Source organism: Pseudomonas sp. BIGb0176, from assembly GCF_024810175.1.
Classification (GTDB): Bacteria; Pseudomonadota; Gammaproteobacteria; order Pseudomonadales; family Pseudomonadaceae; genus Aquipseudomonas; species Aquipseudomonas protegens.
Window position 1 is genome coordinate 435,481 of record NZ_JANUEC010000002.1, and the last position, 25,803, is coordinate 461,283.

23 protein-coding genes are annotated in these 25,803 nt (G+C 60.9%); 2 read left to right on the plus strand and 21 right to left on the minus strand.

The window, feature by feature from the left end; all coding sequences use genetic code 11:
* Positions 1–90: 90 nt before the first annotated feature.
* Positions 91–1,674 (plus strand): flagellar hook-length control protein FliK, encoded by a 1,584-nt coding sequence (locus M2395_RS12845; protein WP_026020030.1) that lies wholly within the window; start codon positions 91–93, stop codon positions 1,672–1,674.
* Positions 1,671–2,000 carry an EscU/YscU/HrcU family type III secretion system export apparatus switch protein gene (locus M2395_RS12850; protein WP_011060013.1) on the plus strand — a complete coding sequence of 110 codons (330 nt, stop codon included), beginning with the start codon at positions 1,671–1,673 and terminating at the stop codon, positions 1,998–2,000. Before M2395_RS12845 ends, M2395_RS12850 begins: the two co-directional genes overlap by 4 nt.
* Positions 2,001–2,059: 59 nt before the next feature.
* On the opposite strand, the gene M2395_RS12855 is transcribed toward M2395_RS12850, so the two are convergent.
* From M2395_RS12855 to M2395_RS12955, 21 genes are all read right to left on the minus strand, one after another.
* The gene (locus tag M2395_RS12855) at positions 2,060–2,452 is read right to left on the minus strand and encodes a DUF2802 domain-containing protein (protein WP_011060012.1); all 393 of its coding nucleotides are present in this window, start codon (positions 2,450–2,452) and stop codon (positions 2,060–2,062) included.
* Positions 2,453–2,935, minus strand: coding sequence for a chemotaxis protein CheW (locus tag M2395_RS12860; RefSeq protein ID WP_011060011.1), 483 nt, complete (start codon positions 2,933–2,935; stop codon positions 2,453–2,455).
* A 79-nt stretch (positions 2,936–3,014) separates the two neighbouring features.
* On the minus strand, positions 3,015–3,893 hold the full coding sequence (locus tag M2395_RS12865) for a CheW domain-containing protein (RefSeq protein ID WP_077933592.1): 879 nt from the start codon (positions 3,891–3,893) through the stop codon (positions 3,015–3,017).
* An 84-nt stretch (positions 3,894–3,977) separates the two neighbouring features.
* On the minus strand, positions 3,978–4,766 hold the full coding sequence (locus M2395_RS12870) for a ParA family protein (protein ID WP_011060009.1): 789 nt from the start codon (positions 4,764–4,766) through the stop codon (positions 3,978–3,980).
* 50 nt (positions 4,767–4,816) lie between these two features.
* Complete coding sequence (gene motD, locus M2395_RS12875; RefSeq protein ID WP_011060008.1) at positions 4,817–5,701, minus strand: flagellar motor protein MotD; 885 nt, start codon at positions 5,699–5,701, stop codon at positions 4,817–4,819.
* 2 nt (positions 5,702–5,703) lie between these two features.
* Positions 5,704–6,444 carry a flagellar motor protein gene (locus M2395_RS12880; protein WP_011060007.1) on the minus strand — a complete coding sequence of 247 codons (741 nt, stop codon included), beginning with the start codon at positions 6,442–6,444 and terminating at the stop codon, positions 5,704–5,706.
* Complete coding sequence (locus tag M2395_RS12885; protein ID WP_011060006.1) at positions 6,444–7,565, minus strand: chemotaxis response regulator protein-glutamate methylesterase; 1,122 nt, start codon at positions 7,563–7,565, stop codon at positions 6,444–6,446. Before M2395_RS12885 ends, M2395_RS12880 begins: the two co-directional genes overlap by 1 nt.
* Before the next feature lie 47 nt (positions 7,566–7,612).
* Positions 7,613–9,910, minus strand: a complete 2,298-nt coding sequence (locus tag M2395_RS12890) for a chemotaxis protein CheA (RefSeq protein WP_123430241.1) — start codon at positions 9,908–9,910, stop codon at positions 7,613–7,615.
* A gap of 12 nt (positions 9,911–9,922) precedes the next feature.
* Complete coding sequence (locus M2395_RS12895; RefSeq protein ID WP_011060004.1) at positions 9,923–10,711, minus strand: protein phosphatase CheZ; 789 nt, start codon at positions 10,709–10,711, stop codon at positions 9,923–9,925.
* 30 nt (positions 10,712–10,741) lie between these two features.
* On the minus strand, positions 10,742–11,113 hold the full coding sequence (locus M2395_RS12900; protein WP_003183998.1) for a chemotaxis response regulator CheY: 372 nt from the start codon (positions 11,111–11,113) through the stop codon (positions 10,742–10,744).
* Positions 11,114–11,278: 165 nt separating this feature from the next.
* Positions 11,279–12,019 (minus strand): RNA polymerase sigma factor FliA, encoded by a 741-nt coding sequence (gene fliA, locus M2395_RS12905; protein ID WP_011060003.1) that lies wholly within the window; start codon positions 12,017–12,019, stop codon positions 11,279–11,281.
* The gene (gene fleN / locus M2395_RS12910; protein ID WP_011060002.1) at positions 12,016–12,846 is read right to left on the minus strand and encodes a flagellar synthesis regulator FleN; all 831 of its coding nucleotides are present in this window, start codon (positions 12,844–12,846) and stop codon (positions 12,016–12,018) included. Before fleN ends, fliA begins: the two co-directional genes overlap by 4 nt.
* 118 nt (positions 12,847–12,964) lie before the next feature.
* Positions 12,965–14,287, minus strand: a complete 1,323-nt coding sequence (gene flhF, locus M2395_RS12915) for a flagellar biosynthesis protein FlhF (RefSeq protein WP_011060001.1) — start codon at positions 14,285–14,287, stop codon at positions 12,965–12,967.
* An 11-nt stretch (positions 14,288–14,298) separates the two neighbouring features.
* A complete protein-coding gene (gene flhA, locus M2395_RS12920) occupies positions 14,299–16,428 on the minus strand; it encodes a flagellar biosynthesis protein FlhA (protein ID WP_011060000.1) in 2,130 nt (709 codons plus the stop codon).
* Between the two features lie 144 nt (positions 16,429–16,572).
* Entirely contained in the window at positions 16,573–20,091 is a 3,519-nt protein-coding gene (locus M2395_RS12925) for a glycosyltransferase (RefSeq protein ID WP_123430240.1), read from the minus strand.
* 100 nt (positions 20,092–20,191) lie between these two features.
* The gene (locus tag M2395_RS12930; RefSeq protein WP_041116686.1) at positions 20,192–21,427 is read right to left on the minus strand and encodes an FkbM family methyltransferase; all 1,236 of its coding nucleotides are present in this window, start codon (positions 21,425–21,427) and stop codon (positions 20,192–20,194) included.
* A 58-nt stretch (positions 21,428–21,485) separates the two neighbouring features.
* A complete protein-coding gene (locus M2395_RS12935; RefSeq protein ID WP_123430239.1) occupies positions 21,486–22,106 on the minus strand; it encodes an acetyltransferase in 621 nt (206 codons plus the stop codon).
* The gene (locus M2395_RS12940; protein WP_185057762.1) at positions 22,103–23,236 is read right to left on the minus strand and encodes an aromatic ring-hydroxylating dioxygenase subunit alpha; all 1,134 of its coding nucleotides are present in this window, start codon (positions 23,234–23,236) and stop codon (positions 22,103–22,105) included. The genes M2395_RS12935 and M2395_RS12940 overlap by 4 nt, the downstream gene beginning before the upstream one ends.
* 48 nt (positions 23,237–23,284) lie before the next feature.
* On the minus strand, positions 23,285–23,923 hold the full coding sequence (locus M2395_RS12945) for an acetyltransferase (protein ID WP_015634641.1): 639 nt from the start codon (positions 23,921–23,923) through the stop codon (positions 23,285–23,287).
* Positions 23,924–23,940: 17 nt separating this feature from the next.
* Positions 23,941–24,702, minus strand: a complete 762-nt coding sequence (locus tag M2395_RS12950) for an SDR family NAD(P)-dependent oxidoreductase (protein ID WP_041752019.1) — start codon at positions 24,700–24,702, stop codon at positions 23,941–23,943.
* A 56-nt stretch (positions 24,703–24,758) separates the two neighbouring features.
* On the minus strand, positions 24,759–25,799 hold the full coding sequence (locus M2395_RS12955; protein WP_015634640.1) for a ketoacyl-ACP synthase III: 1,041 nt from the start codon (positions 25,797–25,799) through the stop codon (positions 24,759–24,761).
* Between the last annotated feature and the right edge of the window lie 4 nt (positions 25,800–25,803).

Sequence of the window (25,803 nt, forward strand, 5' to 3'; positions counted from 1 at the left end):
CAATGTTTTCACCACTCCCCCAAAGACGGGCGGCATTATACATGCGAAGCCCTACGCTTATGAGGGCTAATTTCCACAGGTTGTGTCCGAATGACAGGCGAAATGAACATCCTGCCTGCGCCCCAGGTGCCCGCGCCCGGCGCCTCGCGCCCCCAGGCGATCAGCGGGGAACTGCTGAAGCTGGTGCCGCCCCTGGAGGGCCTGATTGCCGCCGGCCAGAGCGCCAAGGCCGAAGTGCTGTCGCTCAAGCAGACCGACCAGACGTTCCAGTTGCTGCTCAAAGTGACCCTGGACAACGGCCGGCAAACCACTTTGCAGGCCACCAGCAATCAACCCCTGCCCCAGGGCACCAGCCTGGCGGTCACCCAACCCTCGGCGGGCAACCTGGCGATCACCGTGCAACAGGCCATCGCCTCCAGTGTCGCCGCCCTGACCCGCCTGGACACCAGCCAACTGCCCCCCGGCACCCTGATCCAGGCCAAGGTGCTGACCACCCAGATGCTGCCCCAGGGCACCAGCCAGCCGGCGATCTATCGCTCCCTGGTGAGCCTGCTCAACACCGCACAGAGCGGCGCCACCCTGAGCATCGAAAGCCCGCAGCCGCTGCGCATCGGCAGCCTGCTCAGCGCCCTGGTCTCGGATGCCCAGACCCTGAATTTCGTCCCCCTGAGCAGCCGTCAGGAGCAATTGGCCATCGCCGCCCAACTGGCCAGCCAGCAAAGCCGCCAGGGTTCCCTCAGTAGCTTGATCAACGCCCTGCAGAACCTGCCCGCCGACAGTGACCCCTCGACCACCTCCACTGACCTGCGCGCCGCCGTCGAGCGTCTGCTGGCCGGCCTGCCCGACGTGCAGCAACTGAGCAACCCGCGCGGCGTGGCCCAGGCCTTGCTGGGCAGCGGCCTGTTCCTGGAAGCCCGGCTGCTGGCCGGGGCCAACCCGGGGCAGGTGCCGGACATGAAGGCCGACCTGTTGCGCCTGATCGCCCAGCTGACCCCGGGCCTGCCCTCCTCCACCAGCTTCAACGCCATCCTGGCCGCCAACACCCTGGCCCAGTCGCTGCCCAGCTTCGTGCGCAGCGCCCTGGGTACCCTCGGCCAGGTCAGCGCCAAGGCTTCGCCCACCGGCTTTCCATTGCCGGAACGGTTGCTGCAGAGCCTGGAAGGCGAAGGTGACCTGGAACAACTGCTGCGCCTGGCCGCCGCGGCCGTATCGCGTTTGCAGAGCCATCAACTGTCGAGCCTGGAGCAAAGCGGCCTGACCGACGATGGCCGGCTGTTGAGTACCTGGCAGTTGGAAATCCCCATGCGCAACCTGCAGGACATCGTGCCCTTGCAGGTCAAGCTGCAGCGCGAAGAGGCGCCGGAACCGGAGCCGGAACACAAACGCGAGGAACGTGAGCCCAAGCAGGCCCTGTGGCGGGTCGACCTGGCCTTCGACCTGGAGCCTCTGGGCCCGCTGCAAGTCCAGGCACAGCTGATCCAGGGCCGGCTGTCCAGCCAGCTCTGGGCCGAGCGCCCCTATACGGCGAGCCTGATTGAAAGCCACCTGGGCAACCTGCGCGAACGCCTGCTGGCCTCGGGACTGAATGTCGGCGACCTGGATTGCCACCTCGGCACTCCGCCCCAGGGCCCGCAAACCCGATTGGAACAACGCTGGGTGGACGAAACCGCATGAAGCACTCTCCGCCACCACGCCAGGCCATCGCCCTTAAATACGATGGCCAGCAAGCTCCGACCCTCACCGCCAAGGGCGATGACGAACTGGCCGAAGCCATCCTGAAGATTGCCCGGGACTATGAAGTACCGATCTACGAGAACGCCGAGCTGGTGAAGCTACTGGCGCGACTGGAACTGGGCGAGAGCATTCCGCCGGAGCTGTACCGGACCATCGCCGAGATCATCGCCTTCGCCTGGAACCTCAAGGGCAAGTTCCCGGCGGGGCATGATCCGCAACGGGCGGAACTGGAGAAGGACGTCACCGAACGCGGCGACGATTACTGATACAGCCCGGCCGCATGAGGGCCCCAGGGGCCTTTTTGCAGCGGGCGTTCGCGGCTACATCAGCCTTTGTGCAGCTTGCTGACCAGCTCCGCTTCGGCCTGGGTGAGGCCGCAGGACTGGGTCAGCTCGTCGACGCTGGCACCCATGCCCACCAGGCGCGCGGCCTGGGCGAACGACAGGCTGGAAGGGTCACGCTGCTCCAGCTGGGCCAGCTTGTCCGGCAAAGGCGCTACCACAGCGCGCAACTCGTGCAGGTCCTCGCCCATGCGCACCGTACCGCTCTGGTAATGGTCGACGCGCTTGGCCAGCTCCTTGATCCGCTGGTCGCGCACGGCGTCACCCTCAGCCTGCTGGGCAGCAATCTGCCGCTGGTTGCGGGTGTAGGACAGGAACAGAGCCAGAGTGGCGACCCAGAGGATCGCCAGGACAATTACCGCTACCTCGAGGATCAATCAGATACTCTCCAGTTCCGACCATTCCTCTTCGCTCATCATCTTGTCCAGCTCAACCAGAATCAGCAGTTCGCCGTTCTTGTTGCACACGCCCTGGATGAACTTGGCCGACTCTTCGTTGCCGACGTTCGGCGCGGTCTCGACTTCCGACTGGCGCAGGTAAACCACTTCGGCGACGCTGTCCACCATGATCCCGACCACTTGCTTGTCGGCTTCGATGATGACGATCCGGGTGTTGTCGTTGACTTCGGTCGGCACCAGGCCGAAGCGCTGGCGGGTATCGATCACGGTCACCACGTTGCCGCGCAGGTTGATGATCCCCAGCACGTAGCTGGGTGCGCCCGGCACCGGAGCGATCTCGGTGTAGCGCAGCACTTCCTGGACCCGCATCACGTTGATGCCGTAGGACTCGTTATCCAGCTTGAAGGTGACCCATTGCAGGATCGGATCTTCGGAACCCTGTGCAGACGACGACTTATTCATACCCTGACCCCTCAAATAACCGTTGAAAACGGCGTGTGTTCTGTGTGGCCACGCCCGACGGACGCGGCCTGTTGTTGGTTTACTTCGGCTTGTGGGCCGCTTGACTGATCGCCATCTGCTTGGCGCCACCGGTGGCGATCAATTCCGCCAGTTCGGCAACATCGAGCAAGGCGCACATATGTTCAATCACAGTGCCGGCCAGCCACGGGCGTTGGCCACGGTGACTGCGCCACTTGATTTCATTGGGGTCCAGGCGCAGCGAGCGGCTGACCTGATGCACCGCCAGCCCCCACTCATAGCCCTGGACCGAGATCACGTACTGCAGGCCCTGGCGGAAATCGTCGCGGTAGCGATCCGGCATGACCCAGCGTGCGGTATCCAGCACCTTCAGGTTGCCAGCCTGGCTCGGCAGGATACCGAGGAACCATTCCGGCTGGCCGAACAGCGGCGTCAGCTCCTGCCCGGCCAGGGAATAGATCGAGCCCAGGCACACCAGGGGCACCGCCAGGGTCAGGCCCGCGACATCGAACAACAGGCACTCGAACGGCTCTGCCGCCCAGGCGGGACGATCGCTGCCGGTGACCGGAGGCGGCGTATTGCTCGGCGGCAAGTGCACTTCCACCACGGGCGGCACCAGGGCCTGGAGCATCGGCACCACGGGCGAGAGGGTGCTTGGCATGGGCTCCGGCGCTTCCAGCACCGGGGTGGCAACGGGCTCTGGCGCAGCAACCGCAGGCGCCCAGTTCTGCTGGAGCTCGGCGTCACGGGCCTGCTCTTCCAGTACCGCGGCCTGGAATTCATCCAGCACTTCACTGGAGGCTTCGACCACTACCGGGGCGGGCACCGGGATCGGCGGCTCTGGCAGCAACTCCTCGTCGGTGGCGTCCTGCAGCAAAGCGTCCAGGTACGACTGCAGCGCCAACTGCGGCCGGCTCTTTACATCCAGAGGACGGTTCATGAGGATGCCCACGCTAAAACCCCGATACAGTGACCTGTAGGGGTTATCGGCCGGGCGGCGTGGCGACTTGAATAACGCTTCACGTCAAGCCACCTGCGCCACGAGCTGCTGGGCCAGCAAGTGCTTGAGCAAGGCCTTGTAGGCCAGTACGCCGCGGCTCTTGCCATCGAATTGCGAAGGGGTGACCCCGGCCCGGCTGGCGTCGCGCAGGCGGGTATCCACCGGAATGTAGCCTTGCCAGATCTCCTCGGGAAACTTGTCCCGCAGTACCCGCAGGGTGCCCAGGGAGGCCTGGGTACGGCGGTCGAACAGGGTCGGCACGATAGTGAACGGCAAGGGTTGCTTGCGCGAGCGATTGACCATGGCCAGGGTATTGACCATGCGCTCCAGGCCCTTGACCGCCAGGTGCTCGGTCTGCACCGGGATCACCAACTGCTGGCTGGCCGCCAGGGCGTTGACCATCAGCACCCCGAGCAACGGGGGGCTGTCGATCACCGCATAGTCGAAATCCTGCCACAGCTGCGCCAGGCTCTTGGCGATCACCAGGCCCAGGCCGCTCTGCCCCGGCGACTGGCGCTCCAGGGTGGCCAGCGCGGTGCTGGACGGCAACAGCGAAATACGCTCGTGGCTGGTGCCCAGCAACAACTGGCCCGGCAGGTCCTGGGGCACATTGCCCTTGTGCAGGAACAGGTCGTAGCTGCTGTGCTCCAGGCTGTCCGGGTCATAGCCGAAGTAGCTGGTCATGGAGCCGTGGGGGTCGAGATCGACCACGACCACACGCTTGCCCGCCTCGGCCAGCAAGCCGGCTAAAGCGATGGAACTGGTGGTTTTACCGACACCACCCTTTTGATTGGCAACTGCCCAGACTCTCATTCGGTTGGTTCCTCCCGCCCGGCCACAGCGGGGCGAGACATAGCGCTAAGTTATAAAGCAGGTGACGGAGAATTGACGGCGCTTCCCTGTACCGGCGTTTTGACCGGGGTTGGTGCAGTTTGTGTGCCAGCACGCTTGAGTGCCGCATCCGGTGTTGCATGGGCGGTGCCGGTACCGGTCAGGCTGCGGCGCACATCCAGGTTGCGCGACACCACCAGCACCACCCGGCGATTGCGCGCCCGGCCTTCGGCGGTGGCGTTGTTGGCCACTGGCTGGAACTCACCGTAGCCCACCGAGGCCATGCGCGCCGGGTTCACCCCCTGCATCGCCAGCATGCGCACGATGCTCGCCGAACGGGCCGAGGACAGTTCCCAGTTGGTCGGGTACTGCGCGGTCTGGATCGGCAGGTTGTCGGTGAAGCCCTCGACATGGATCGGGTTGTCGAAGGGTTTGAGGATCTTCGCCACCTTGTCGATGATGGTGAACGCCTGGTCGCTGGGCATGGCATCGCCACTGCCGAACAGCAGGCTGGAGTTGAGTTCGATCTCCACCCACAGTTCATTGCCGCGCACGGTCATCTGGTTGGAGCTGATCAGGTCGCCAAAGGCTGCGCTGATGTCATCGGCGATGCTTTTCAGCGGGTCACTGGCCCCGGCGATGCCGGCGTCGGTCTGGTCACTGTCCTTGACCAGGGGCTTGGCCGGGGTCACGGTCTTGGGACGCTCGTCGCCGATGGGAATCGGCTTGAGGCTACGATCGGAGTCGGTGAAGACCCCGATCAAGGCTTCGGAAATGACCTTGTACTTGCCCTCGTTGATCGAGGAAATCGAGTACATGACCACGAAAAACGCGAACAGCAAGGTAATGAAGTCGGCGTAGGAAACCAACCAGCGCTCATGGTTGACGTGTTCTTCTTGCTGGCGACGACGGGCCATAATCAGTCCATGAAGCCTTGCAGCTTCAGCTCGATGGAGCGGGGGTTTTCGCCTTCGGCGATCGACAGGATGCCTTCGAGGAGCATTTCCCGGTAACGCGACTGGCGCAAGGCAACGGATTTCAGCTTGGCGGCGATCGGCAGCAGCACCAGGTTGGCACTGGCCACCCCATAGATAGTGGCGACGAAGGCCACGGCGATGCCGCTACCCAGCTGGGATGGATCGGCCAGGTTGCCCATCACGTGGATCAGCCCCATTACCGCGCCGATGATGCCGATGGTCGGCGCATAGCCGCCCATGCTCTCGAACACCTTGGCGGCCTCGATATCACGACTTTCCTGGGTATAGAAATCCACTTCGAGAATGCTGCGGATGGCTTCGGGTTCGGCACCGTCCACCAGCAACTGCAAGCCCTTGCGCGCATAACTGTCAGGCTCGGCATCCGCCACGCCTTCCAGGCCCAGCAGGCCTTCCTTGCGCGCGGTGAGGCTCCAGTTGACCACCCGGTCGATGCCGCCCGGCAGATCGACCCGGGGCGGGAACAGGATCCAGGCAAGGATCTGCATGGCCCGTTTGAAGGCGCTCAGCGGCGACTGCAGCAGTGCCGCGCCGATGGTCCCGCCGAGCACGATCAGTGCCGCCGGACCGTTGGCCAGGGCCGACAGGTGCCCCCCCTCCAGGTAGTTGCCACCGATGATGGCGACAAACGCCATGATGATCCCGATAAGGCTGAGCACATCCATCAGAGACAGGCCTCGACCAGGTGTCGGCCGATGTCGTCCAGGCTGTACACCGCATCCGCCAGGTTGGCCTTGACGATGGCCATTGGCATGCCATAGATCACACAGCTGGCCTCGTCCTGGGCCCATACCGCACTGCCGCCCTGTTTGAGCAGACGCGCGCCTTCACGACCGTCGGCGCCCATGCCGGTGAGCACCACCGCCAGAACTTTGTCGCTGTAGGACTTGGCCGCAGAGCCGAAGGTGATATCCACGCACGGCTTGTAGTTCAAGCGCTCATCGCCCGGGAGAATCTTCACCGCACCACGACCGTCGACCATCATCTGCTTGCCGCCAGGCGCCAGCAGCGCCAGGCCCGGACGCAGGATGTCGCCATCCTCGGCTTCCTTGACGCTGATGCGGCAGAGCTTGTCCAGACGCTCGGCAAAGGCCTTGGTGAAGGCCGCCGGCATATGCTGGATCAGCACGATAGGTGCCGGGAAGTTGGCCGGCAGCTGGGTCAGGACCCGCTGCAGCGCCACCGGGCCGCCTGTGGACGTACCAATGGCCACCAGCTTGTAGGCCTTGCGCTTGGGTGCCGGCGAATTCGCACTGGCCGCCGGCGCCGCTGCGCGGGCCGGAGCCGGTGCGGGAGCTGGCGAGCGCGAACTGGCGAAGCTCGAAGGAGCAGGTGCCGGCGCACTCGCCGGCTGCGGTGCCGGAGCACTGTAGCTGCTGAAGCGCCGATTGCTGCGCGAGATACTGTGGACCTTCTCGCACAGCAACTGCTTGACCTTCTCGGGATTGCGCGAGATGTCCTCGAAGTTCTTCGGCAGAAAGTCCACCGCCCCGGCATCCAGCGCATCGAGGGTCACTCGGGCGCCTTCGTGGGTCAGGGAGGAGAACATCAGGACCGGCGTCGGGCAGCGCTGCATGATGTGCCGCACTGCGGTGATGCCATCCATCATCGGCATCTCGTAGTCCATGGTGATCACGTCCGGCTTGAGCGCCAGGGCCTGATCGATCGCCTCTTTACCATTGGTCGCCGTGCCGACGACCTGGATATTCGAATCCGCTGAAAGAATTTCCGAGACGCGGCGGCGGAAAAAACCCGAATCGTCCACCACCAGGACTTTGACTGCCATAAACACTCCGTTAGGTGGGGCGAGGCCAACCGCCCCTCCCCGCCGAATCAAATACGCCGTGCGGCGTAACGCTTGAGCATGCTCGGAACATCGAGGATCAGAGCAATGCGGCCGTCACCGGTAATGGTGGCGCCGGACATGCCCGGGGTTCCCTGAAGCATTTTGCCCAAGGGCTTGATGACCACTTCTTCCTGGCCCACCAGTTGATCGACGACGAAGCCGATCCGCTGGGTACCCACCGAAAGGATCACTACGTGGCCCTCGCGCTGCTCTTCATGAGCGGCGGAACTGACCAGCCAGCGTTTGAGGTAGAACAGGGGCAACGCCTTGTCGCGCACGATCACCACTTCCTGGCCGTCCACCACGTTGGTGCGCGACAGGTCGAGGTGGAAGATCTCGTTGACGTTGACCAGCGGGAAAGCGAATGCCTGGTTGCCGAGCATGACCATCAGGGTCGGCATGATCGCCAGGGTCAATGGCACCTTGATGACAATCTTCGAGCCCTGGCCCTTGGTCGAATAGATGTTGATCGAACCATTGAGCTGGGAAATCTTGGTCTTCACCACGTCCATGCCCACACCGCGACCGGACACATCGGAAATCTCGGTCTTGGTGGAGAAGCCCGGGGCAAAGATCAGGTTGTAGCACTCGGTATCGCTCAGGCGGTCGGCGGCGTCCTTGTCCATCACGCCGCGCTTGACGGCGATGGCGCGCAACACGTTCGGGTCCATGCCCTTGCCGTCATCGGAGATCGACAGCAGGATGTGGTCGCCTTCCTGTTCCGCCGCCAGTACCACCTTGCCGCCACGGGACTTGCCCGAGGCTTCGCGCTCTTCCGGCGATTCGATGCCGTGGTCCACCGCGTTGCGCACCAAGTGCACCAGCGGGTCGGCCAGGGCTTCTACCAGGTTCTTGTCGAGGTCGGTTTCTTCCCCCACCAGCTCCAGGTTGATCTCTTTCTTGAGCTGCCGGGCCAGGTCGCGAACCAGGCGCGGGAAGCGCCCGAAGACCTTCTTGATCGGCTGCATGCGGGTCTTCATCACCGCGGTCTGCAGGTCGGCAGTCACCACGTCGAGGTTCGACACGGCCTTGGACATGGCTTCGTCACCGCTGTTGAGGCCCAGGCGCACCAGGCGGTTACGCACCAGCACCAGCTCGCCCACCATGTTCATGATTTCGTCCAGGCGCGCGGTATCGACACGCACCGTGGTTTCCGCTTCGCTGGCAGGCTTTTCCGCCGGCGGGGCCGCAGCGGCGGCGCGAGCCGGGGCCGGGGCCGGGGCCGGGGCCGCAGCAGGAGCAGCGGCAGCTTTCGGCGCCTCGGCCTTGGGCTCGGGCTTCTTCGCCGCCGGCTTGGCGACGGCAGCAGTGGCCGCCGCAGCCGGAGCCGCAGAAGCCGCGGCTGGCTTGGCCGCACCCGGGGTTTCGGAGAATTTGCCCTTGCCGTGCAACTCATCCAGCAGGGATTCAAATTCGTGATCGGTGATCAGGTCGCTGCCGGCTGCGGCTGCGCTTGGTACGGCTGCGGCAGGAGCGGCAGGCGCCGCCGCCACGGCCGAATCCAGGGCCTCCACGGCGAAGTTGCCCTTGCCATGCAACTGGTCCAGCAATGCTTCGAATTCATCGTCGGTGATCTCATCACCTGCGCCAGCCGCACCACTGGTGGCACTGGCCGCGGCCGGTGCCACGGCATCCGGGGCGAACTGGCCCTTGCCGTGCAACTGATCGAGCAGGGATTCGAACTCCGCGTCGGTGATTTCATCGCTGGCCGGCTCGCCCTGGGCCGCAGGTGCGGCGGCAGGCGCTGCTTCGGCTTCGGCCTTGGCGGCATTCAGCGAGTCGAGCAACAGCTCGAATTCGTTATCGGTGATGTCCCCTGCCGGGCTTTCTTCAGCCACAGGCTCGGCAACCGGCTCAACCACCTCTTCCACAGCAGGTGCTGCAGGCTCGGCACCGGCAGGTTCGGCCAGGCGCGCCAGGGCCGCCAGCAACTCCGGTGTGGCAGCGGTGATTTCGGTGCGCTCACGGACCTGGCTGAACATGCCGTTCACCGCGTCCAGAGCCTCAAGCACCACGTCCATCAGTTCCGAGTCGACTCGCCGCTCACCCTTGCGCAGGATGTCGAAGACGTTCTCGGCGATGTGGCAGCACTCCACCAGCTCATTGAGCTGGAGGAAGCCGGCGCCCCCTTTAACAGTGTGAAAACCGCGAAAAATTGCATTGAGCAAATCCGCATCATCCGGCCGGCTTTCCAGCTCGACCAGTTGTTCGGACAGTTGCTCTAGAATCTCGCCGGCCTCAACCAGGAAATCCTGAAGGATCTCTTCATCGGCGCCGAAGCTCATTAATGGGTGCTCCTAGAATCCAAGGCTGGAAAGCAAATCGTCTACATCGTCCTGACCGGACATAACGTCTTCCCGTTTATCGGCATGAATCTGCGGACCTTCACCCTTGGCGAGATGTTTTTGCGGATCTTTTTCAGCGAGGATCGATTCACGGTCATGTTCGATACCGGCGAAACGATCGACCTGGCTGGCCATCAAGACGAGTTTGAGCAGATTGCTTTCGACTTCCGTGACCAACTGGGTCACACGCTTGATCACCTGACCGGTCAGGTCCTGGTAATCCTGCGCCAGCAGAATGTCGTTGAGGTGGCCGGAAACGGTACGGGTTTCCTGTTCGCTGCGCGTCAGGAAACTGTCGACCCGGCGCGCCAGCTCGCGAAACTCTTCAGCGCCGACCTCGCGCCGCATGAAGCGCCCCCAGTCTGCGCTCAAGGCCTGGGCTTCAGTGCTCAGGCCGTTGACCAGCGGGGTGCTGCTCTCCACCAGGTCCATGGTGCGGTTGGCTGCGGCTTCCGTCAGCCGGACCACATAGGACAGGCGCTCAGTGGCATCCGTGATCTGTGAAACTTCCTCGGCTTGCGGCATGTGCGGGTCAATCTGGAAATTGACGATCGCGCTATGCAGCTCGCGGGTGAGCTTGCCCACTTCCTGGTACAGGCCGCGGTCACGGGTCTGATTGAGCTCATGGATCAATTGCACCGCTTCGCCGAACCGGCCCTTTTCAAGGCTCTCGACCAGTTCCAGCGCATGTTTTTTCAGGGTCGACTCAAAGTCGCCCAGTGAAGATTCGTTATGCTCCATAGCTCCCCCGTGGCGGAATGGCTACGCGTCTCAACCGATGCGTTCGAAGATTTTTTCGATCTTCTCTTTCAACGCCTGAGCCGTGAATGGTTTGACGACATAGCCGTTTACGCCGGCCTGGGCAGCTTCGATGATCTGCTCGCGCTTGGCTTCAGCAGTCACCATCAATACCGGCAGGTGCTTGAGTTTTTCATCGGCGCGCACGTGGCGCAGCAGGTCGATACCGGTCATGCCCGGCATGTTCCAGTCCGTTACCAGAAAGTCGATGCTCCCGCTGTTGAGTACCGGAATGGCGGTAGTGCCATCGTCGGCCTCGACCGTGTTGGTGAATCCCAGATCACGCAACAGGTTCTTAATGATCCGCCGCATCGTTGAAAAGTCATCAACGATGAGGATTTTCATGTTCTTGTCCAATTCGACCTCCAAGCAGTCTTAAACGCATCCAGCACCTGAACGCGCCATTCAATCAATCCGGCATAACACACAACGACTGCATGGAGCACATACTGCAAGACCGGTGCAGCGCTTGCTTCACCGGTCCTGAACGCAGTGTCCCCACACTGCCTGTCAGCGCGCTCGCCACTCCCCCAAACGCCCCCGCAAACGGGCTGCGCACTGGCTGTGTAACTGGCTGACCCGCGATTCGCTGACCCCCAGGACCTCACCGATTTCCTTGAGGTTCAGCTCTTCGTCGTAGTACAGCGCCAACACCAGTCGCTCGCGCTCCGGCAAATTGGCAATCGCATCCGCCAACGCGGCCTGGAAGCGTTCATCCTCCAGGTCCCGTGACGGCTCGAGATGAGCACTGGCGCCATCCTCATGCAGCCCTTCATGCTCGCCGTCCTGCAACAGGTCGTCGAAACTGAACAGGCGGCTGCCCAAGGTGTCGTTCAAAATCCCGTAATAATCGTCGAGACTCAATTGAAGTTCGGCCGCAACTTCATGATCTTTAGCGTCACGACCGGTTTTAGCTTCAATTGCGCGAATCGCATCACTGACCATGCGCGTATTACGGTGCACCGAACGCGGTGCCCAGTCGCCTTTACGAACCTCGTCGAGCATCGCCCCACGGATACGGATACCCGCGTAGGTTTCGAAACTCGCCCCCTTGCTCGCGTCGTATTTGGTCGACACTTCGAGCAAACCGATCATCCCGGCCTGAATCAGGTCTTCTACCTGAACACTGGCCGGCAACCGCGCCAGCAGGTGATAGGCAATACGCTTGACCAGAGGCGCGTAGCGCTCGATCAATTCGTACTGGCTGTCACGCGCCGACTTCTTGTAGAGGTTGTAGCCACTGGCAGTCATAGCACCGGTCCCGCTGTTTGATGCACTAGCCGCTCGACAAAAAACTCCAGATGCCCGCGTGGGTTCGCCGGCAACGGCCAGGTATCGACTTTTTGCGCGATGGCCTTGAACGCCAATGCACACTTCGAACGAGGAAAGGCTTCATAGACCGCACGCTGCTTTTGCACGGCCTTGCGTACGCTTTCGTCGTAGGGAACTGCGCCGACGTATTGTAAGGCCACGTCCAGGAAGCGATCCGTGACCTTGGTCAATTTTGCAAACAGGTTGCGACCTTCCTGAGGGCTCTGAGCCATGTTGGCCAGGACCCGGAAACGGTTCATGCCGTAGTCGCGGTTGAGCAGCTTGATCAGCGCGTAGGCGTCCGTGATCGAGGTCGGCTCGTCGCACACCACCAGCAGTACTTCCTGGGCCGCGCGGACAAAGCTGACTACCGAGTCACCAATACCCGCAGCGGTGTCGATCACCAGCACATCGAGATTGTCGCCGATATCGCTGAAGGCCTGGATCAGGCCAGCGTGCTGCGCAGGGCTCAGGTGCACCATGCTCTGGGTGCCCGAGGCGGCCGGTACGATGCGGATGCCTCCAGGCCCCTGGAGCAGCACATCGCGCAGTTCGCAACGACCCTCGATGACGTCGGCCAGGGTATGTTTGGGAGTCAGGCCCAGCAGGACATCGACATTGGCCAGTCCCAGGTCGGCATCCAGCAGCAAGACCCGCCGGCCGAGCTCAGCCAGAGCCAGGGACAAGTTCACTGACACATTAGTCTTGCCGACGCCACCTTTGCCGCCGGTCACCGCAATCACCTGTACGGGATGCATGCTGCCCATGTTCTTTCTTTACCTTGTCTTACTTAGACGGGGCCACATAACTGGCTGCGCGTTCACCATTGGAACAATGCATGGCAGACCATCGATGTAGATACACTGCAATCTATTCATGATTACCTCAGCCAACCCGTTTGGACGGGCTGTGGTAAAGGTCAGCGAACATGTCGGCCATGGCTTCCTCGCTGGGTTCTTCCTGCATCTGTACGCTTACCGCGCGACTCACCAGCTGATGCCGGCGAGGCAGGTGCAGATCGTCAGGAATCCGCGGACCATCAGTGAGATAGGCAACCGGCAGTTCATGACTGATGGCCAGGCTCAGCACTTCGCCAAGACTGGCTGTTTCATCAAGTTTAGTCAGGATGCAACCGGCCAGGCCGCAGCGTTTGTAGCTGTGGTAGGCGGCGGTCAGCACCTGTTTCTGGCTGGTGGTAGCCAGTACCAGATAGTTCTTCGCACGAATGCCACGACCGGCCAGGCTCTCCAGTTGCATGCGCAACGCCGGATCGCTGGCCTGCAGGCCGGCGGTATCGATCAGCACCACGCGCTTGCGCAGCAGCGGATCCAGTGCCTGAGCCAGGGACTGGCCCGGGTCCACATGGGTCACCGACACATTGAGGATGCGCCCCAGGGTCTTGAGCTGCTCCTGGGCGCCGATGCGGTAGCTGTCCATGCTCACCAGGGCAATGTTCTGCGCCCCGTACTTGAGCACGTAGCGCGCCGCCAGCTTGGCCAGGGTGGTGGTCTTGCCCATGCCGGCCGGGCCGACCATGGCGATCACGCCGCCCTCTTCCAGAGGCTCGACTTCCGGGGTCTGGATCATTCGCGCCAGGTGCGCCAGCAACATGCGCCAGGCCTGACGGGGTTCGTTGATTTCGGTAATCAGTGCCAGCAGGTCGCGGGCCAGCGGGCCCGACAGGCCGATGCGCTGCAGGCGACGCCAGAGGTTGGCCTGCTCCGGACGGCTGCCCTGCAATTGGCTCCAGGCCAGGGAGCCGAGCTGCACTTCCAGCAGTTCGCGCAGACCGTTGAGCTCGAAACGCATCGAGTCCAGCGCCCGCGTATCGGCAGGTGGCGCTGCAGGAGCCGGCGCCGGGCGCGGACGCTCGGTCAGGGTCGGCTCGATCAGGGGCTCGGCCGCGGTCAACGGCAGGCCGGCGAACAGCTGGCGATTGGTGATCGAGGCACTGTCGCCCTCGCCCCGCAGGCTTAGTTCGGCCTGGGCGGTGACAATCCGCGACTGGGTCTTGCGCAGCTCGTCCTCGAGTTCCATGTTCGGAACCCGTGGCGACAAGGCCGACAACTTGTAATCCAGCGCAGCCGTCAGCTCGACACCGCCGGCGATCCGCCGGTTGCCGATGATGGCGGCTTCAGCGCCCAACTCATCACGAACCAGTTTCATGGCCTGACGCATATCGGCGGCGAAAAAACGCTTAACTTGCATAACCCACTACCTCAGCCGTTGGGCCCTACTGTCGCAACGATGGTCACTTGCTTGTTGTCCGGAATTTCCTGGTACGCCAGCACATGCAAACCCGGGACGGCGAGACGGCCGAACCGCGAGAGCATGGCGCGGACCGGCCCCGCTACCAACAGAATCACCGGTTGACCTTGCATCTCTTGACGCTGCGCCGCATCGATCAGCGAACGCTGCAGCTTCTCTGCCATGCTTGGCTCCAGCAGAACGCCTTCTTCCTGGCCTTGTCCTGCCTTCTGCAGACTGCTGAGCAAAATTTGTTCCAACCTTGGCTCCAAGGTGATCACAGGCAGCTCAGACTCAGTGCCTACAATGCTTTGGACGATGGCACGAGACAATCCGACGCGTACCGCGGCAACCAAAGCGGCAGTATCTTGACTCTTGGCGGCATTGTTGGCGATGGCTTCGGCAATGCTGCGGATGTCGCGTACCGGCACCTGCTCGGCCAGCAGCGCTTGCAGGACCTTGAGCAACTGCGAAAGCGACAGCACGCCCGGCACCAATTCCTCGGCCAGCTTCGGCGAACTCTTGGACAACACTTGCAGCAACTGCTGGACCTCTTCGTGGCCGATCAGTTCGCTGGAGTGCTTGTACAGAATCTGGTTCAAGTGGGTGGCGACCACGGTACTGGCGTCCACCACGGTGTAGCCCAGGGACTGCGCCTGCGGCCGTTGGCTGATTTCGATCCACACCGCTTCCAGACCAAAGGCCGGGTCCCGAGCGGAGATGCCGTTGAGCGTGCCATAGACCTGCCCCGGGTTGATCGCCAGCTCGCGATCCGGATAGATCTCCGCTTCGGCCAGGATCACCCCCATCAGGGTCAGGCGGTAGGCGCTCGGCGCCAGGTCCAGGTTGTCGCGGATATGCACCGTGGGCATGAGAAAGCCCAGGTCCTGGGAGAGCTTCTTGCGCACCCCCTTGATCCGCGCCAGCAATTGCCCGCCCTGGTTGCGATCCACCAGGGGAATCAGGCGGTAACCGACTTCCAGGCCGATCATGTCGATCGGCGTCACGTCGTCCCAACCCAACTCCTTGGTTTCCAGGGCACGGGCCGGGGAAGGCAGCAGGTCCTGTTGACGCTGGACCTCTTCCAGAGCCTTGACCTTGACCTGATTCTGCTTTTTCCAGACCAGGTAAGCGGCGCCACCGGCCACGGCCGCCAGGCTGAGGAAGGAGAAGTGCGGCATGCCCGGCACCAGCCCCATCACGGCCATCAGGCCGGCTGCCACCGCCAGCGCCTTGGGCGAAGCGAACATCTGCCGGTTGATCTGCTTGCCCATGTCTTCGGAACCCGAAGCCCGGGTCACCATGATCGCCGCCGCAGTGGACAGCAACAGTGATGGCAATTGCGCCACCAAACCGTCACCGATGGTCAGCAAGGCGTATACCCGGCCCGCATCGCCAAAGCTCATGTTGTGCTGGAAGATACCGACGGCCATGCCGCCGATCAGGTTGATGAACAGGATCAGCAAACCGGCGATGGCGTCACCGCGCACGAATTTGCTGGCACCGTCCATGGAACCGTAGAACTCGGCCTCCTGGGCCACTTCGAGACGGCGCAGCTTGGCCTGGTTCTGGTCGATCAGGCCGGCGTTCAAGTCAGCATCGATGGCCATCTGCTTGCCGGGCATGGCGTCCAGGGTGAAGCGCGCGCTCACCTCGGAAATACGGCCGGCACCCTTGGTCACCACCACGAAGTTGATGATCATGAGGATCGCAAAGACCACGATACCGACCACGTAGTTGCCGCCGATCACCACCTCACCGAAGGCCTGGATCACCTTACCGGCAGCGGCGTGGCCCTCCTGGCCATGGAGCATCACCACCCGGGTCGAGGCCACGTTGAGCGCCAGGCGCAGCAGCGTGGCCACCAGCAGAATGGTGGGGAACACGGCAAAGTCCAGCGGCCGCAGGGCGTACACGCACACCAGCAGAACCACGATCGACAAAGCGATGTTGAACGTGAAGAACACGTCCAGCAGGAACGCCGGGACCGGCAACATCATCATGGCCAGCATGACCAACAGCAGCACCGGCACACCCAGATTGCCTCGACCGAGGTCAGCCAGGTTGCTGCGAGCCGTGTTGATTAACTGAGAGCGATCCACCGATTTACCCCGTTCCGTAAAGCAAACTTTTGACGCCTGAAGCGGCACGGGGCTGCTACTGCAAGAAACCTTCCAACTTTTACCGAAAGGAAATATGGCGCCGGCATTGAGCCGAAAATGCCGGAAACCTCAGAGTGGCCGTGATTAATCCGGCAGCCAGGCAGCACGCCACGCCATCAATGCGCTGGCGTCCAGCATCCAGTCGCGCCGGACGACTTCACGCAGGGCATCCCCGGCCCGGGCATTGGCCTGTGGATCATCCAGATGCATGCGGATGGCCGCCCTCCAGTCCTGGAAGTGATTGGCAACCCGAGTCACCGGCAAATCACCGCGGAAACACGCCAGATCACTGCAGATGACCGGATAACCACAGGCGCCATACTCCAGGAGACGCAGGTTGCTCTTGCACTCGTTGAGCAGACTCTGCTGCATGGGCGCTACTGCCAGATCCAGATTCAGCCTGGCCAGCGCCGCCGGATACAGGCTGATCTCCACACCACGATGCACTTCCTTGACATAGGGCAGCAGTTCCTCGGGACAAGCCCCCATGAACACCCAGTCGACTTCCGTCGCCAGGGCTTTCACCACCTCGCCGATCACTTGAAGATTGGCCAGCTGCCAGTCCGCGCCTGCCCACCCTACCCGGGGCTTGTCGCCGGCACACCGCTGGCTGCTTGGCAACGCCCCCCAGCCCTGCTGGTCCAGACGACTGTGGATGACCCGGGTATCCGGATGCAGGCCATGCAGAGCGTCGGCCAGGGCTTCGGTGGACACCACCAGGCGATCGACGCAGGCCACGGCTTCGCGCAAATAGTAGGAAATATCCCCAGGCGTCACGCCCTGGGCAGCCTCCCCAACAGCCAGGCTTGGCAGGTGATCGTTCAGCTCAAAGACCTTGAAACTGCGCGAGAAGGCTTGCGCACGACGCATGGCGCTGAGCGACTCCTCGCCGATGTGGCGCTGGAAAACCATCGAATCCGGGGCCACTCGCGCCAGTTCGGCCGGCGATAACAGCGCCATCGACAGCACCCCGTCGATCAGGCCCGCCGAACTCTGCTCCTCCATCGGTCGAATGGCCCGATAGTGACCACTGCCATAACGATCCGAAGGATGCACCAGCACCACTGGCAACGGGCGCCAGATCAGCGGACGCCAACTTAACGACGGCTCGGCCAGTTGGAAGCCCTTTGGCTGCCCCAGGGAAAAATTCAGGTTGTAGGCCGGGTCCCGCGCCAGCACCGAAAGCCAGCGCTGGGACAAGGCATCTTCATCCCGCGGCGCAAACGCGGCCGGCGGCATACCGTGCATGACCCGCGCACGCGGCGTCCACACGGTCAGATAACCATGGCCCGCCAGGCGCAGGCACAGGTCAATATCCGCTCCCGCCTCAGGGAACAGCTCGGCATCCCAGCCACCCACCCCATCAAACAGGGCTTTACGTACCATCAGGCAGATGTCGGCGACCGCACTGCAATTGCGATCCACCTGCAAGCCATTCATGTACCCGGCAGCGTCGGCCTGCTGCCCGGCAAATGCTGCCGCCCCGCCGGCCGCCAGCCCCAGGATCAATCCGCCATGGCTCACTTCGCCATCACTGGAGAGCGCTTTGGCCCCCACTACCGCCACCTCCTGGCGCAGCGCGTGATTCAACAGCGCATCAATCCAGCCACCGTCGAAGATCGCCGTCAGCGCACGCAGGAATACCAGATATTCACCAGAAGCCTGCTGCGCCCCCAGGTTGTTGGCGGTGGAACGATCCACGGCATAAGGCAGGCTGACTACCCGGATACGCTCAGCCGACAGCTCCGCGACAGCCTGCAACCACTGCCTTGCCTCTGCGGCCTGACAGGCGTTATCGACGATCAGCAACTCGTAGAAAGGGTAACGGGTGTGCTCCAGGACACTGAAAATACAGCGCTGCGCCGCCGCCAGGTCGTCACTCACCACCACCACGATCGATACCAGGGGGCGGGCCTGGTGCCCGTAGTCGATCAGATAGTGTCCCGCAAGCGAGCTGTCGACCTGCGCGCTGGCATAGCCACGCTGCGACAGGTGCTCGACCAGCGCGCGGCGCTCATCTTCATTTTCATCCAGGGCCACGGGCGGACAACTCAGCAGCAATTCCGGGATATGCCCGAAACCGTCAATGCCACCTTGATTGATCAGGCGCAGGATCAGCTCGAACTCCAGGGCCCGCGCGTAGGCACCATCAAAACCACCCGCCTCGATCAGCACCCGACGCCTGAAGATCCAGTGACGCGCCAGCCCCCCCGGGAAACTCAGCAGGTAATCCAGGTTGAAGTCCGGGCGCAGCATGACCCCCGTGTCGCCATTGGCTTCTCGCAGCACGCCATCACAGAACACTGCACGGCAGTCGGGATCCGGCAGCAACTCCAGGCTGGCGACCAACAGGCCGCTTGGCGTGAACTCATCACCGGCGCGGACCAGCACACACCATTCGCATGCATCTTCTTGCAGCAAACGATTGACCTGCTCTGCGTAGTTCGCCTGAACCGGTGTGAAGTGCAGCTCGGCGCCGCCGGCAACCAAGCCAGGCGCCTCATGCCCCAGTACCGTCACTTTCAGTTGCACAAGCCCCTGCGGCTGCGCCGCCAGGCTATGCAGGGTGCGCGCCAGCGCCTGGGCATCCGCGGCCAGATCAAGGACGATGATGCCGATTGAAGGAGCACCGCCGCCGGACTGCAGATAGCCCTCCATCAAATGCAACTGGGTCGGGCTTGGCACCCGCTGCTCGATCCAGCTGTTGATCTGCCGGTCGGCCACGCCCTTGGCGTAACTCTGGCGCAGAGCGGCCAGGATATCCACCGGCTGGAACCTGTCGCCGCCATACAGGGAACGCACCGAAACCAGATGGTTATCCAGCCCCCCTCGATGCCAGCCCAGTTCGCGCAATGTCCGTTTGAAATCAGCGTGCCCCTGGTTACCGATACCCGGCTTGTCGCGCCCCTGCTGACTGCCCTGCTGCAGGGACACTCGGAAATCGGTCAGCGGCTGCTTCAGCAACGCCAGGTTGCCCTTTTGCAGCAGCTTCACATACATCGCCAGGTCGCCCACCCAATAGATCAGGCAACCATTGAGCGACATAAGGCCATCCCCCAGCGCCAGCAGATCCTCTCGGCGACAAAGCACGCAACTCGGCTCGCCGATGAAGTTGAGGCTATGGTCGGCCAGCAGGCTGGTCAGCTCCTTGCCATCGATAACCACATCGGTAGCGAAAGGCAGGGATGTGGCCAGGGCATCCGGCTGCGGGACCCCGTCGGAATCGATCAGGCGGCGACGCGAAGACGCCATGGCCACAGAAGGATCTGACTCCATCGCAGCCACCAGTTGCGCGACACATTCAGGGTGCAATACATCGTCGTCATGGAGGAACTTGATGTACTTTCCACTGGCGACTTTTATGCACTCAATGGCATTGAAGAGCTCGCCGCGCAGAGACTCATTGAACTCATAGCGAATCGGAAAAGAGCAGGACTCCTGGTAACGAGCCGTGCACTCACGGATGGTTCCGGTACGCGAGTCATCGCATACCACCACCTCCAGATGCTCGTAGCTCTGCGCACAGACACTGGCCAGCGCCGCTTCAAAGTAAGTTGCCTTGTAAGCAGGAATGACCACACTCACCAGTGGCTTTGCGCTCATATAAACCTTCTTGCTAGTTAATGCCGATAGCCCGCCACCTTCGCTCGAGTGGCACAGGCCCAATCAAATGGCGCGCCAATGCAGCGCGCCAGAACGCAGATCAATAGAAGTAAAGGCAGGTATCCCAGCGCTCTTCGGTGTGGTGGCGCAGGCCAATCTTGTAATCGCCACGCACACTTTCGACAAAACGGGTGATATCCAGCAAATCGCCAGACCGGTGATAAGCCGAAATGGCCATTTTCGGGCGCCCACGACTGATGTGCTCACGAGCCCCCTGCAAGGCCTGCAATTCCGCCCCTTCGATGTCCATCTTGATCAGCGTCGGGCTGTCATCAAGCAATGAATCCAGACGGCGCACATCGACATCCCGGCAGATGGCCTGGGCAGTGGCGGCAGATAACAGGTGACCGCCGTGCCCGCCCTCATGCAAGAACGGCATCTGCCCGTCTTCGTTGCTCAACGCACAACCCAGCAACTCGATGGCACCTGACTGGGCAGGCGCGAGAGTACCGTTATAACCACTGATGAACGATTGAATGGTGGCCCGATTGACTTCATCCGGCTCGATCATCCAGATCTTCTGGAAGCGGCCGTCGGTCGCATCGAGAAAGGCCTTGGCGGACTCGGCAATCGAGGCGCCACAGTCGGCGAAGCGCTCGTTCTGATCAGGCAGCCACAAGCCGGAACGGAAATACAGGGTCAAGTAGGGCTTGGCAGCGTTGAGTATCCACTCGGGGTCGCACGTCAAATGGCCGAGCAAAACGCTGAACAGGGTGAAGCGGGAATAGTCATCGTCCAGGCGCCGCCCAAGAGCGATCAACTCCTGGGCGTGAGCAACAATGTAGCTGCCCCAGTCATCAATCCGATGGTCGCTCGCCGGATTGATTGAAAGCAGCCGCAAGCCCTGCTCAAAGTTGAGCATGGGGATGTTGTTGCGCAGCGCCAGGCTTTTGAAATAACGCCGGGAGTGATCATACCGACAGCCATTGATACTGATCAGCGCAGTATCCCGGGCCAACTTCAGGAAGGCATCCGAACTGATCACCGGAACGCCATGAAAGCTTTCCATCTTGCCGGCCTTGAAGTCGTCGACCACGGCAACAATCCGCACCTTGCCGGCCGCTTCATTAATAAAGAGTTGAGAGAACTGGGTCGTTCCCAACAGCACGACTTTTGTTTCACGCCCATTTGCGTCGTAGACATGACAGGCCTCAGGCGCAATACAGAAGCGCGGATCATATTGATACGCAGAGACCGCACGCTGAAAGATGGTGACCAGGTTTTCGTAGTTACCAGCCACTTCCAGCCCTTTAACACCAGCATAATTACTCGGCATACCCACTCCAGAAACGGCCCACCCAATTGCCCGGGCAAATCCGCGAAATAATCAAGGTTCAGTTTTTCAGGACTCTGGCGCCGTCGGGCATCAGGGCATCGTAAAAGGACTTGTCAGCAAGGACTTCCGGCAACTTCCCCCCCAGCAGCCACTCACAATGGCGACCAACTTTCGTACCCGCCAGCGCAAAGCTGCCAGCGGACAGCGTGGTGCCCCTGCCGATTTCCACACCGCGCCCCAGGGTTACACCCGCCTGCAAGGTCACACAGGCCCCTAACTGCACGGAGCAGTCCAGAGTTACCTGGCGATCAAGCCAGGAGCCCAGCCCCACTACCGCACCGGAGGCCAGGTTGCAGCCCGCACCCACATAGACATTGCCTTGCAGAACGGCGCTTTCTTCAACAATGGATCGAGGCGAAACCAGATTGAACAGGCGATACCCCGCCAACCGAACCTGGGCAATCAACTTGTATCGCGAATAGTTGACCGCACGCTCATCCAGCGCCACAAACACTTCGAAGTCTTGCGCCGGATACCGGTCGATGAACTCATCCAGCTGAAAGTTGTAACGATCAGCCGAAAGCAGGTGGTGCTGCACATGGGGCAAGCCCAGCTCAGTGGCCATCTGGCAGGCATGCTCGAAGGCCCAGCCCTCCCCCAGCACGATATGACGAGTCATGGGCGCTCTCCCAAAACATGAGTTCTATACCAGAGATGCTGTTGAACGATATGCGCCTCATACTCGCCGTGCATGAAGCGCCGAGAGTGCTTACCGAACCCATCCTGCAAACGCTCGAGCACAACCGTGTCCTCGGCTATGACCTTGCGCTCGCCACGAATCAAAGTTGCCAGCAACGCAGTAAAGTCGGTACGGACATCCTTGCGTGTGGCAGTCATCATCCACAGGTGATAGTCGGTAACCCCAGGGGATACGGGATCGTACTGCTGAAGCAGAAAGTGATCACCCTTGACACTACAAAAGTTGACATTGGGGTAAATGAACCAGTTGTAGTAGGCATGTTCACTGCCATATTTTTCGCACAACGGCGCAAACCAGTTCTCGTAGGGCTTGATCAGAGCCTTGGTGCTGTAACTCAGCGAGTCAAGTTCAGGAGATTCGGCAGCAGAAATCAGCCTGATGACTTCCGAAGCCCCGTCATCGCCAACTAAAGGGATCTCCTTGACCATTTGATTCATGGCCGGCATGAAGGTTTGCGGATGAATAAAAGGAACGTGGTTATAGTCTTTCACGTTCTCCATATTCAACTTCCAGTTATACCGGACCTGATGGCAACTGTAGATAATCTGCGAATCCAGATGAGAGGATACATCCTGCAACTGCCCGATGAACTCATCCGTAAATTGCTCATTCAGTGCAATGGGACTCTGCGCAAAATTCACAAATAACAACTGGCCGACTTCCTCCAGATGAAGTTTCTTCAGGCAGATCTTTTCTCGCTCCGCGGCACTGAACTGGTAAAGCCCATGATTGGGAATACCACGCAACTCGCCCTCGGCACCAAATGACCAGGCATGGTAAGGGCAGACCATAGGGCGCTTGCCGGCACTCTCGGTCTGAATAGGCGACAGCCGATGGGGGCACTCATTGATAAAGGCCCGGATACCGGCTTCGGTTCTCTGAACCAGGATCGGCACACCCGCCACCTTGCGAGTGAAGAACTGATTGCGCTCGCGCACCATCGACGTGAACCCGACGAAGGTCCACAACGCGCCAAACAAGTGGGCACGCTCGCGAGAAAGAGTTTCCTGGGAGGTGTAATAGCTTGCATCCAACGCATGACGCGACATAAAACGTATCCACAAAAAAGACCGAGCAGCAAGATGAATACCCAGCCTTCAATCCTGCTTGGTGAAAATGACTCGAGCAGGGTTGCCCACCACCGTCGCACCGGCAGGAACATCCTTGAAGACCACGGCTCCCATGCCGATCACCGCTCCGTCACCCACAGTGACCCCGCGGGACAGCATGGCCCCGGAGTTGATCACCACACCGTTGCCCACCTTGACGTAGCCGGCCAACAAACAACGGGGAGCGATATGTACATAGTCGCCAATCACTACGTCGTGACCGATCATGCTGTCTTGATCGATAAAGCAGTAATTACCGATCTGACTATCAACGCCGCAACTTACGTCATAGCCGAAAAACGTTGGCCCCCAAGCGGTTCTAACACCAAGGAAACCAGGTCTTCCATAGTCAATGAACTTCGCGCCTTTGCCGAGAAGCAGTTTCACCTGTTTTTCTCTACTCGCAGGATCTCCGATCGCAACGATAAACAAGTCGTCAGACTGTGGTTGAAAATGCTCCGGATACCCTAACCAGGGACAATTAAGAATCTCCGCTACAACCTCAGGCCCGCGCTCATCCAGAAAACCGGCGATGATCCAATCAATTCCACAGGCTACATCAGCTTCCACTCGAGCCAGGACCTGACGCCCAAGTCCGCCAGCCCCCAATATGATCATTCGCCGCATATCGCCCCCATGGCTCGTTAAAGGGTTAACCCACCGTCCATGATAAGCGTCGAGCCAGTTATCCATCGGCTTGCATCGGAGAGCATGAAAATGCATGCATTGGCTACATCATCCGGCATACCAAAGCCCAGAAGTTGCCCTTGGCCCAGTGTATCCATGGAGATCATCTTTTCAGCATCGTCCACCAAAGGCGTATGTACCAATGCCGGCGAGAGACAATTAACCCGGATCCTATGTTTAGCCACTTCCGTTGCAAGACATCGCGCCATGGCAATCAATGCCGCCTTGGTACCGGAATAGCCGCCAACCCCTGCCACTCCAATATGCGCAGCAATGGATGCAATAAATAAAATAGCCCCATCAGCCGCAACAAGATTGCGCCTCAAAATACCTTGAGTCAGCAGAAAAGGGGCTTCGACATTGGTTCGGTGAAGCACTTGAAGATGGGACTCAGTCATCATCCGAGTTGGAGACAACCTGGAGATCCCCGCTGCATGCACCAAACCGTTTATCTTCGAATCGAGTGCTGCGATTACAGCATCTCGCTCAGCCGCAACGGTAAGATCCGCTACAACCATTTTATGATCCAGACTCGAAATGCTCTGCAACTCTTCAAACGTCTTGGTCAAGCGTTCCCGATCACGCCCAGTGGCAATAATCTCGGCGCCCATGCGAGCACAATTCAAAGCCGTTGTGAGTCCAATCCCCGAACTGGCCCCGGTCACCAAGACCCGCTTGCCCTTGAGACTGAATGGATTAAAGCTGTTATCAGCACTCACTATGCTGCCCTCCGAAGAAATTTGCGGCCAGTGGGAGGAGTGACCTCCCGGCCCTATCAGGACTCAATCAAATCAGGAAACTTCGCCCCTTGGATATCCACCAAGCAGGTTCCCCATGACAGGCCAATACCAAACCCTGACAGCACTAAACGCTTAGTTCCTTCTTCAAGCTGTTTATTGATTCGCGCAGTCATGGTGACTGGCAGCGAAGCACCGCTGGTGTTGCCAAAATCCCGCAAGGTCGAAGGAACTTTCTCGACTGGAAGTTCCAACTTTCTACGAATGGTTTCGTTGATCATGCGGTTGGCCTGGTGAAAGATGAAGTAATCGACTCCGTCTTTCGAGGCATTGGCATATTCAAGCAACTTTTCTACCGCCGGCGGAACCCGCTGAGTGGAAAAGCTCAGCACAGCAGTACCATCGAGCTGCAAGTCGATCGCTCGATGCCAGTGATCATTTTCATTCTCACGGAAAGGTACCAGATGCTGTATGCCTACCGGCTCACGATGCCCCCCAACCGGGAGGATGATCGCTTTGTGGCCGCTACCATCGCTATTCAGGTCGAAGTACATGGGCGGGGCATCCGCACAGAACTCCATCGCCGTAGCGGTGCCGGCATCCGAAAAGATCGGGTCATTGAGCTGGGCACCGCTGTCCCCAACCAGCACCAAGCCTTTCTTGATACCTCCGGCGCTGATCAGCGATCCGAGCAGATGCAGGCCGAACGGATAGCCGGAACACCCGAGGTTGACGTCGAACGCCAGGGTGGTATGGGGCAACCCCAGACGATCCTGAAGAATGATCGCAGTGGCAGGCGCCAGGTAGTCCGGGGACTGGGTAACCACGATCAGCGCGTCGATTTCCTCGAGCTTCCACTCCAGGCTTTCAATCAGCTTGGAGGCTGCATCGAAGGCCAGGTCGGAAAAACACTGCCACTCTTGCGTCAGCCTTCGCAGCTCGATACCGATATTGCGCACCAGCCTTTCGCGCTCTGGACGAATCTGCGGCTTGCAATCAGTCAGATTGGAAACAACTCGTTTAGGAACGCAAGTTGCCATACCGGCAAAGCGCACGGAATTCAACGTAACGAGTGGCATGAGG